Source organism: Bradyrhizobium sp. 17, from assembly GCF_023073515.1.
GTDB lineage: Bacteria > Pseudomonadota > Alphaproteobacteria > Rhizobiales > Xanthobacteraceae > Bradyrhizobium > Bradyrhizobium canariense_D.
The window spans coordinates 405,828-413,447 of the sequence record NZ_JADPJQ010000105.1; the positions used below are offsets into that span (position 1 = coordinate 405,828).

The 7,620-nt window shown below is 61.4% G+C and carries 6 protein-coding genes and 1 pseudogene; 4 read left to right on the forward strand and 3 right to left on the reverse strand.

The genetic code is table 11. The annotated features are described in order from the left end of the window. Positions 1 to 245: 245 nt before the first annotated feature. Complete coding sequence (locus IVB13_RS20875) at positions 246 to 1,232, reverse strand: hypothetical protein (protein ID WP_247490245.1); 987 nt, start codon at positions 1,230 to 1,232, stop codon at positions 246 to 248. Positions 1,233 to 1,442: 210 nt separating this feature from the next. Between IVB13_RS20875 and IVB13_RS20880 the strand changes: the two genes are divergently transcribed. The 4 genes and pseudogenes from IVB13_RS20880 to IVB13_RS20895 all read left to right on the forward strand — a co-directional run bounded on the left by IVB13_RS20880 (position 1,443) and on the right by IVB13_RS20895 (position 4,896). Further along, positions 1,443 to 1,748: a response regulator gene (locus tag IVB13_RS20880; protein WP_247490247.1), complete on the forward strand. Its 306-nt coding sequence runs from the start codon at positions 1,443 to 1,445 to the stop codon at positions 1,746 to 1,748. A 157-nt stretch (positions 1,749 to 1,905) separates the two neighbouring features. Next, positions 1,906 to 2,397 (forward strand): hypothetical protein, encoded by a 492-nt coding sequence (locus IVB13_RS20885; RefSeq protein WP_247490249.1) that lies wholly within the window; start codon positions 1,906 to 1,908, stop codon positions 2,395 to 2,397. Beyond that, positions 2,373 to 2,642: pseudogene (locus IVB13_RS20890) on the forward strand (MBL fold metallo-hydrolase); the annotation flags it as partial. The gene IVB13_RS20885 and the pseudogene IVB13_RS20890, both read left to right, overlap by 25 nt. Positions 2,643 to 3,234: 592 nt before the next feature. Beyond that, positions 3,235 to 4,896 (forward strand): cytochrome b5 domain-containing protein, encoded by a 1,662-nt coding sequence (locus tag IVB13_RS20895; protein WP_247490252.1) that lies wholly within the window; start codon positions 3,235 to 3,237, stop codon positions 4,894 to 4,896. A 1,934-nt stretch (positions 4,897 to 6,830) separates the two neighbouring features. On the opposite strand, the gene IVB13_RS20905 is transcribed toward IVB13_RS20895, so the two are convergent. Both IVB13_RS20905 and IVB13_RS20910 read right to left on the reverse strand, forming a co-directional pair. Continuing rightward, positions 6,831 to 7,274 (reverse strand): GcrA family cell cycle regulator, encoded by a 444-nt coding sequence (locus tag IVB13_RS20905; RefSeq protein ID WP_346732286.1) that lies wholly within the window; start codon positions 7,272 to 7,274, stop codon positions 6,831 to 6,833. After that, on the reverse strand, positions 7,198 to 7,368 hold the full coding sequence (locus tag IVB13_RS20910) for a hypothetical protein (protein WP_166517563.1): 171 nt from the start codon (positions 7,366 to 7,368) through the stop codon (positions 7,198 to 7,200). Before IVB13_RS20910 ends, IVB13_RS20905 begins: the two co-directional genes overlap by 77 nt. Between the last annotated feature and the right edge of the window lie 252 nt (positions 7,369 to 7,620).

Below are 7,620 nucleotides of genomic sequence, written 5' to 3' on the forward strand. Positions count from 1 at the left end.
TAACTCCCATTTCATTGTCGGAGGCGGGCCTGACATCAGCAAAACTCTTGAGCGACGTGCCGTGACCACGCTTCACGGAGACGAATCTAGTTTTTGTCGATGGCGGAGATTTGCTGGAATTCGGGACAGAGTTTGTTCGCGACAGGTTTCGCTGCGCCGTGCGGCGAAACTGGTCGTTGCGCACTCGCGATTGCGATGTCGCCCCGCGCGTCGGGGTACGACATCGCCGCTTTGATTTAATTCCCTCAGATGATGAAGTCGGTCGGATGCAGGTTCGCCGCGTGAATCCCGTCCAGCGTGATCGAGTCGTTGCTGGAGAGATGAATCACGGCATCGCCGGAAGCATTGTCGCTGATCAGGCTCGACAGCGCCGCCCAGTCCGCGAAGCCGTAATCCTGCACATCGATCAGATCGTGTTCCGCTGCGGTGCTGCCGACGGCCTTGTTGCCCTGATCGAAGTCGGCGATCGTGTCGTTGCCGGAGCCGGTGCTGAAGGCGAAGAAGTCGCTGTTTCCTCCGCCCCACATCCAGTCGTCGCCCGCTCCGCCGTTCAGCGTGTCGCTGCCGCCGGTGATCGAGCCTGGCGTCGCCGGTTCATAGATTCCTGCATCGCCATACATGAAATCCCGGCCGACGGCGCCATTGAGGATATCGTTGCCACCATGAGAATGACCGGCCATGGTCGGCGCGTCGCCGTACACTGACGAGACCGCATCCGCGTACTGGCCTTCGATCTTGACGGTCAGGACATCGTCGCCGCCCTGGGTAAGATCCATCAGGGACGTCGACGAGTCCCCCGACAAGGTCGCGCCGGCTATGGCGCTGTCGCCGTTCAAGGTGACGGTCATATTGTCATTGCCGCCTTGCGCAAGGCCGCGCAGGGCGCCGATGGCATCACCGCTGACAGTCGCCCCGCCGTCCATGGTGAGCACGCTGACATCGAGCGTGTCGTTGCCGCCGTGCGAGGTGTCGATCATGGAACCGCCGGCATCGCCGGCGAATTGGTTGGCGCCACCGCGCCACCCGATCGAGCCGGTTATGTCGTCATGGCCGCCCTGCGCGTTGCCCGACATGTCGCCCGCGACGTCGCCGAAGGCCGAGACAGTGGTGTAGACCGTGCCATGGGCATCCGCGACGATGGTGTCGTTGCCGCCGTTGGCGTCGTCGATCATCGATTGGGCATCGCCCACCACGAGAGCGGTGTTCCAGCCGCCGCCGATATCGGCGAACAATGTGTCGTTTCATGTTCCCTCCGTCTCGGAACGCTGGAACCTACCTGTGTTGCGGCGGCTTTGTTCCCTGAAAATGTGTCCAAAAGTGAACATAGGCCGATCCGAGGCCCCGGGGAGCTGGCCGGCTGCATGGCGGATATCAAGGCCGACGAGACGGAGCATGGGCACACTCTCAATCTTCCGTGGTGGAGGACGTAGCGCCGATCCGGCATGATGGTCTGCGACATGCTGGAGGAGTTGGGCCACAAGGTGATCGCCGAAGCAGGCACCCTGAAGGAAGCAATCGAAGTCGCGCGGGTGGCTGACTTCGATCTGGCCATTCTCGACCTGAGGCTTGTCGATGAAACAACTGAACTGGTGGCGGAGATCACTCCTGGTCGCGGGTTGCAATTTTTCGTCCTGACCGGCCACACATCCGATGGATTGCTGGACGGCTTCCGCAATGCTCCCCGATTGGAGAAGCCCGTCCTCTGCTCCGCGCTCGCGAAGATGATCGAAAACCGCGCCAGGTCTTGACCAGCGAACAGGCCGCTCGCGGCGAGCTTCACGCTGCCAACTTGCCCTTCGCCAAGCTTTCAAGATGTTTCCACGCCAAAGCGGCCCTCAACCACTTCAAACGCTCGGCAGCACAGGTCGCGGCGACCGCTTTGCGCATTGCGGCGATGGCCTCTGCTTGATGGTCGAGGTCTCCGGTCATCGGAGCGATCATTCGCTCGAACTATTAAAGCCGACGAAAATTTACGGCCCGGAAAACTACCGGCTTGCCCCGCCGTGGAGCCTCCATCCGAGCCTGTGCTCGCTCAGTCCGGCGCCATCCGCTCGCCTCGTCCTGCGAGACAGGCATCATATGTTGCGGCGCGACTCAGCAATTGCAGCCCAGGATAACCTGGCAACAGGCTGGGGACGCCGGGCGATGGCACAGTCACGCTATCCGTTGATCCGGAGGTGGACACCGGAAGAGCATCAACAACTGCTGGCGATGGCGGCGGCTGGGCGCCGACCCGACGCGATCGCCCAGGCGCTCGGCAGGACAGAGCCGGCTGTGCGGGGCCGCGCCAACCTGCATAACATCCCGCTGCGGCTGGTGACGCAAAAAGCGGAAAAACCCATGATCAAGGGCGCGTTTATGGGCCAATGCCGATGGACTATTTCGTGTGGCTGGTGAGGGGAGGCGGCCGCATCTTCGTCACCGACATCGGGTTCAATGCCGAGGTCGCGAAGTAGCGCAGGCGAAATTACCTGCGCTGCCCGGTAGAGACGCTTGCCGCGTTCGATATCGACGCTGCCCACGTCAAGGACGTGATTCTCACGCATCTGCACTATGACCACGCCGGCAATTTCGACCGATTTGCGCATGCGCGGTTTCACCTTCAGGAGCGCGAGCTTGCCTGTGCGACCGGGCGCTACATGCTTTATCCTCGGCTGTCGCATTCGTTCGAAGTCGAGGATGCCGGGAAGCGTAGCTGTGCACGTTACATCGGTGCGGTCGCTGCTCGCCGACGAGACCTCGACCAAATGGCTCGATGCTGCCGTGAATACCAGGCTGCCTTGGGCCGCAGGGTACCGGACCCGCTGCCGGGCGCCAGGGCGCCGCCATTCGTGCCGGTGCTGCCGATGATGCCTGTACCGCCGAGTATACCGCACCGTCTGGCTGCTGGCTGCGAGTGCCGATGAAAGGATCGGGTAGGTCCGACGACCTTTCGCACCGCCCGGTCGCTCCCTTCGGAAGGCGGCGCCAAATGTCGGTTCGTAGACGAGGACCGAGGTTTGCAACGCAGCGCCAAGCCGACGCGACTGGCTCATCCTCAATGGAAGTTGGCGCTCGGTCGGCGTGTTTGCTCACGGAGGGCGATGACCGAGGAACTCCAGACTCTATTTGGCGTGCGACAAGATCCTTTATTGCCAATCAGCCCGGCGCTAGTCTCGAGCCCATTGATGAGGCGCCTTAAACTTATTCCAGCCGCGAGTTGAGGGGCGTTCGATTGCATCGGAAGGAAGATGGATGAGGGCAGTGATCGTCGGTGCGGGAATGGGCGGGTTGATGACGGCCTTGGCGCTGCGTCAGTCGGGAGTGTTCGCATCGGTCGATGTCTACGAGCAAACGAAGGTGCCTAGCACCGCAGGCGCCGGGTTGAACATCCCGCCCAACGGGGCGCGAATATGTCGTTGGCTAGGCGTCGACCTGGATGGGGGAGATTCCAAAGGCCCCGACGGGGTCATTGACGGCGGCCGCGCGGCGATCCTGGAGTCGACACGACAGTTCAACGCAGATGGGAGCGTGACAAAGAGGCCATTCGATCATGTCACCGCCGCAGGCGACGGCGCCGGCTTTCATCACATGCACAGGCTGGACCTTTTGATGTGCCTGTACAAGCGAGTGTCCGACTTCGGTATCGACAGCGGCGCGCCATGCCCGATCGCGGTGCACATGGACTGCAGACTGACGCAGCTGCGTCAGACCGCAGGCGAGGTAATAGCGACCTTTTCGAATGGTCGAACCGCCACGGGAGAGCTTCTCGTAGGTGCGGACGGGATCAACTCTGCGACGTTACAGCTGGCGTGGCCGAATTCGCGTCCCAAGCGTTGGACGGAGGTAACCTGCTTTCGAGGACTCATTCCGCGGACGGGGGTTGCGTCCCTCCGCAAAGCGAACGGTAACCCGCTGGACCACAATCCCATCAACTCCTTCAGCATGGACCGCCATCGGGCGGATAGGAGCGGCGCGACCACGTACTGGGTACGCGGCGGCGAGTTGTTGAACGTGTGGATCGCGCGTTATGAGCCTGAGTCCGCCGCGTTCGAGCAGGAGGAGGGCGACTGGTTTCCCGTCAGTCAGCAGGAGATCGTTCGCGAGGTCGGCGAGGCATTCGCGGGCCATCCCAGCAGAGACGACCTCATCGCTCTGTCGGGGGCGATCGTTCGTCCTACCAAGTGGGGTCTCTACGATCGCGATGCGCTCGAAACCTGGGTGCAGGGCCGCATCTGCCTGCTCGGTGACGCGGCGCACCCGATGCTTCCCACATTCGGTCAAGGAGCTGCTCAGTCCTTCGAAGACGCCGCCGCCCTTGCCAGCGCCTTTGCGCTTCGCCAGCGCGATGTGCCTACAGCCTTGTTGCACTACGAACGCGTGCGGCATTACCGCGCTACCCGCTTTCAATTGGGATCCAAATTCGCCTTCGACCATTTGCGAGCGAAGGATACCGCTGAGCAGAAGGCGCTACTGGAGAGACTCGATGAGCGTGTGAGTCCTGCCTTTGCCCATGATAAGCGCGGCGGCGAGGACGATTCCTGGATCTACGCCTACGATGCCCGCAAGATCGGCAGCGAGTTGCCTGCCAAGAGGCTAGGTCCGTGGGACTTCCGCCGAACCGCCAAGGTAAGGTACGGTGGGATCAAGCTCTGGATGCCCGCCAATCCGGCGAAGGGTACGCGCCGCGTCACGCGCGAAGAGGTCGCTCTGCACAACACACAGAACGACTGCTGGATCATCATCTCGGGAAAAGTTTATGACATCACCGAGTGGGCCCCTCATCACCCTGGCGGCGCTGGAATCGCACGAATGTACGCTGGCAAGGAGGCCACTGCCGAATTCGGTGACTATCACAGCACCGAGGCCGTCGCGCACATGGCAAATTTTTGCGTGGGCGCTCTCGTCGAGAATTGAACCACCTCGTCGTAGCCGGGCACCTGGCGGCACTGCCGTAGGCCGCATCCGAGCCGCGCCATCGACCCGCCTCGCACATCGCGAGGAGCATTCCGACAACCGGTAGACTTCCAAATATCGTGCCGTCTCGCGACGGCTGAGGCGCACGACTTTCGCGGGCCAACGCACTTACCGTCACGCGAGACGACCGCATCGGTCGCCGAGGCGAGTAATGCCATTCGAGTTCTGGTCGTGGAGGATGAAGCTCGGATCTGCAGCTTGATCGAGGACGCCTTTTCGACGGCGGTTTCGAGGTGCCTACTTGATCAATTCGGGGGACGGTCGCGCGGACGACGAACCGGCCGCGCGAGTAGCCGGCGGAAACCGAGGCTCGCAATCCTCGACCTGCGCCTCGAGGAAGCCGTTCGCGACAATGAGCGCCTTGACCGCCTCCCGGGTGTCTCGACCGCAGGCAGCGATGGCCTGGTCGGCGGCAGCCTCCAATTCGAACGGTGCCGGTCGGGATGGCTCCCGATCCCGATTCACTAACCCAAGTCTACCTAAGTATGGTCACTTCATACCTGCGCGCGATGGCGCCGACCAAGGGCTAATGTTACTGATACATCCAGACTGAAAAGTAACGGAACCGGCCCTGCGAGCCGGCAGTTGCGGGACGAGACCGGCGGCGTAGCGCCCGCCGGCCCTTCTCCCGATCTAGCGGCGCTTCGCCGCTCAACTGACGCTTACGGCCGTAGTTAGTGCAGAGAGTCCGCCATGAGAAACATCGCCGACCTCCTGATGTGGTTCAGACGGGGAAGCCAATGCGTGTCCAATACTCAGGTTGCAGCTATGGCTGAAGATCGATCCAGCATGGCTGATTTTGTCCGGATCCTGCAGGCCTGCGATCAAGCCCAGTAAGACAGGGGTTTGGTGCGAGCGCGGCAGTCCGTGATGCGGACGTCCGAGCAAACCAAAGCCAAGACCTCACACCACACCGCGTCCAGCTGTTTATGCCTAGCACGTCCGTTCAGGGTCAAACGGCGACAAGAGCAGTGGACTCTGATTTGCAGCTTCGGGCAAACTGCGGAAGTCACTCGGCTCCAGCCTTGGTTCAGTTCGGCGCTGATGTCAGTCAGCCCCAACGGTTCGCGCGCCGCATACAATGAAGCTAGCGCGGGATTCTGCTAGGCCCGGGCCGGGCCCAGCAACCGCCTGCCGAGACATCCAATGACTTCGCACTCTTGATTGGCCCCGCGCCGCGCTGCCAGCAACATGAACCGCCTGCATGTCCCGTTCCTGCAGGGCACCCGCCGCATTGACAACGACATCAACGCCGGCAAGAGCGTCCTTCCATTTCGAAGCGTCGGTGGTCCGACCATATCGAGGGTGATGTGGTGCGTATTAGGTGCCGGTGGGTGGCGCGACACCAATACGCATTCGGGCCCTTCGGCGGACAGTCTGGCCTGGATTGCCGATCGAACAAGCCCCGTGCCACCAACGAGACGGATGCGCATTGACTGGTCCTTCGATCGGCGGCGGCTTTCGCAAACTGCTGATCGAACAATTAAAGGTGCGGACGGTTAAAGCACGCTGACGCAATCGTTCCTCGCGGCGGAACAGGTGAGTTGGCCGCAAGCAGCGCCTTATCGTTGGCAAGCATCGCTTTTCGAGCGCACGACGATCGCCATCGACGTTGCGGCGTCATCGATATCGGCGGCAGGTCATTCAATGGGCCAGATCCGGCATTACGGCTTCCACTTCGTGCCGCTTAGTCGAAGATCTCTTGAATTGGTGACATGTCGGCTTTCGGCGGCAAACCACAAGTAAGTTCAGCCTAGCATCTACCGCTGCTGTTGACTCCAAGCAGATGAAGCCTTGGGATGGGTATACGACTGCCGAACCCGTCGAACTGGGCCAGGGACTTGCGGGAGCACAACCACATTCTTGGTGAGCTCTTAGCCAGTGTTTCTGACCGCCTCTGCCAGCATGGAGTAGAGCTGCTGCTTGCTGAATTCCTTGGGCGGCTGCCTCTGCACTGCGTTCCGCGACACCTTCCGTGCGACTGGACGGGCGCAGGCAGCCGACGAGGTCGGCCTCAGCTTCGGGCGCGGCCTTATCTTGGGCGTTGCTGTGGGCGGCTTGTGGCCGCGCTTCAAGCCCAGACGGGTCAGCATGCCGCAGACCGCGTTACGACTGCACCCGAGACGACGCGCAATCTGCGCCGCGCTCTGTCCTGCGGACCAGAGCCTGTTGAGGAGCGCTATGTCTTTCGCATCCCAGCCCATGAGAGATATTATAGCACCGGCTGCCGAACACGCCAGGCTAGTCTTCGTCCGGCTCGCGCACGACCGGCGGTTCGTCAGCGTCATCTTCCTCTTCGTCGTCCTCGTCGTCTTCATCGGGATCTCTTGGCGGCATCGCGGTGCCCATAAGCACAAGCGGTGTCCAGTAGATCGCGGCGGTGGAAAATGCTTCGAAGGTATGTTGCTTCATGTGGCTGCTACTCCTCGAAAATGCGCGTAGTCGCATATTCATGGCGGACGGCACGCGCGTCCAGGGCGCGATCGGTGCAAACGAGATGGAACATCAAGTCGACGACATGAGCAAAGGAGGGCAACGGCACGCAAATGGCGGCGTTTTCAGCTACTTTATGTCCGAGAACTCATTCGGCTCTATGTTCACCAAAACCTCGCCGGTGGTGATTTCGGGAACTCCAAGATCGAGGTCATGTAGACTTGCTTGAAC